The 2314-nt window shown below is 45.5% G+C and carries 3 protein-coding genes; all 3 read left to right on the forward strand.

The genetic code is table 11. From position 1 onward, the window contains the following. On the forward strand, window positions 1–1505 hold a 1505-nt coding region (uvrC, locus tag EPO18_RS05370), incomplete at its 5' end, for an excinuclease ABC subunit UvrC (RefSeq protein ID WP_292431568.1). After that, window positions 1495–2058: a CDP-diacylglycerol--glycerol-3-phosphate 3-phosphatidyltransferase gene (pgsA, locus tag EPO18_RS05375; protein ID WP_292431571.1), complete on the forward strand. Its 564-nt coding sequence runs from the start codon at window positions 1495–1497 to the stop codon at window positions 2056–2058. The genes uvrC and pgsA, both read left to right, overlap by 11 nt. A 66-nt stretch (window positions 2059–2124) precedes the next feature. Continuing rightward, a partial coding sequence (locus tag EPO18_RS05380) for a TetR/AcrR family transcriptional regulator (RefSeq protein ID WP_292431574.1) occupies window positions 2125–2314 on the forward strand: 190 nt, incomplete at its 3' end.

Here is a 2314-nt window from a genome sequence, read left to right on the forward strand (position 1 = left end):
CTACAGAGCATGATTTTCCCCAGATCACTTTGCATCGCGGTGCAAAAAAGAAAAAAGGTAAATATTTCGGCCCTTATCCGGGCATCGGCGCAGTCAAGGAAAGCCTTAAACTGCTGCAAAGAATTTTCCAGATCAGGCAATGCGACGATTCAATTTATAACAACCGTTCCAGGCCCTGTTTGCAGCACCAGATAGAGCGTTGTACTGCGCCATGCGTCGGTTTAATCGATAAAGCCGCTTATGCGCAGGATGTCGACAATACGGTGTTGTTTCTGGAAGGCAAGGGCGGTCTGTTGATCGATCAATTGATTGTCAATATGGAGAAGGCTGCGGCTAATCTTGAATATGAGCAGGCCGCCGGTTTTAGGGATCAGATTGCAAGATTGCGGTCGGTGCTGGAAAAGCATTTCGTGCATGGCGAACGTGGCGACGTCGATATTATCGCTTGTGCGACTAAAGCCGGTGTGGCTTGTGTTCAGGTGTTTTTTATCCGTAACGGACAGCACTTAGGTAATAAGGTGTTTTTCCCCAAGATAACCGATGAGCATGATCCGGCCGCTATCGTTCAGGCGTTTATTCCTCAATATTATCTGGATAAACAAGCGCCTCATGAATTGATTGTCAGCCATCAACCGGAAGAAGCCGAGTTGTTGATGGAAGTATTGGCGAATCAGGCAAAACATGTGGTGGCTATTTCTCACAACGTCAGAGGCGAGCGCCTAAAATGGCTGCAAATGGCCTGCACCAATGCCGAAAATTCGCTGCTGAGCAAGTTATCCGATAAACAAGGGCTTTATGCCCGGTTCCTCAGTTTGCAGGAAGAATTGGGCTGCAAGGAACTGCCAAAGCGTTTGGAGTGTTTCGATATTAGCCATACTCAAGGTGATCAAACGGTTGCATCCTGCGTGGTTTTTGATCGGGAAGGGCCGGTAAAATCAGCTTATCGCCGGTTTAATATTGAAGGTATAACCGGCGGCGACGATTATGCAGCCATACATCAGGCGGTTTTCAGGCGTTTTAAGCGACTAAAACAGGGCGAACATGCTGCGCCGGATATATTGCTGATAGACGGAGGCAAAGGTCAGGTGCATGAGGCGCAAAAGGCATTGGCGGAATTAGACATAAACAATGTTATGATAGTCGGCGTTTCAAAAGGGCCGGATAGAAAACCCGGCATGGAAAAGCTGATATTGGTGGATCAGGATCAGCCGATAGATATAAAACCGGGAGCCAGCGGACTGTTGTTGATTCAGCATATTCGCGATGAAGCGCATCGGTTTGCGATAACAGGACACAGACAACGCCGAGGTAAAGCTAAAAAACAATCGGCGATGGAAGCCATTCCAGGATTGGGGCCTAAACGGCGGCAGATTTTATTGAAACAATTTGGGGGGCTGCAAGGTATTTCACAGGCTGGCGTGGATGCACTTTGCAGTGTGGATGGCATAAGCCGTCAATTGGCACAACGGATTTACGAACTATTTCATCATCACGATGACAATTGAATTTAATTTACCGACAAATTTGACGCTGCTAAGAATTGCGTTAATTCCGTTAATAACAGTGGTTTTTTATCTGCCCTGGGAATATTCAAATTTTGCTTCTACGCTGATTTTTATACTTGCAGGAGTTACCGATTGGCTGGATGGATATCTTGCCAGGAAAATGCAGTTGGAAACTCCGTTTGGAGCTTTTTTAGATCCGGTGGCGGATAAGCTAATGGTGGCTATGGTTCTGGTGCTAATCGTTCAGCAGCAGGCCAGTCCTTATTTGGCTATACCTGCCGCAGTTATTATCGGTAGGGAAATCACCATTGCCTCGCTTAGGGAATGGATGGCAGAAATCGGCCAGCGGGCGCACGTTAAAGTTTCCCAATTAGGTAAATGGAAAACCACGGCGCAAATGCTGGCGATAGGCATGTTGTTATATCGTAACGATATATGGGGCATACCGATAAATTATTGCGGTTACGGTTTGTTGTATATTGCAGCAACATTGACATTATGGTCGATGATTAATTACTTAAGGGCGGCACTGGCAGTGTTGTCTGTAAAATAAAAAAAGACCATTTGGGTTTTCACTAAAACATAATACAGCGCATTGAATCAGCTGTGAAAGAAGAACATGGATCAGGAAATAAAAGATATTCAGACAAAATCTGAAGTGCAGGATGAGATATTGCTAGCGGCCTTAACACTGTTTGCCGAAAAAGGTTATTTCAATACATCGTTGATCGATATTAAAGAAACCGCCGGGATTAAAGCTATCGGCACCATCTATCAGTATTTCAAAACCAAACAAGTGATTGCAGCAC

The organism is Methylobacter sp., from assembly GCF_004322395.1.
Taxonomy (GTDB): Bacteria; Pseudomonadota; Gammaproteobacteria; order Methylococcales; family Methylomonadaceae; genus Methylobacter_A.

What these genes read in the sequence shown, in the direction of transcription:
- pgsA (WP_292431571.1), top strand. Translation starts at nt 1,495, where the DNA reads ATGACAATTGAATTTAATTTACCGACAAATTTGACGCTGCTAAGAATT.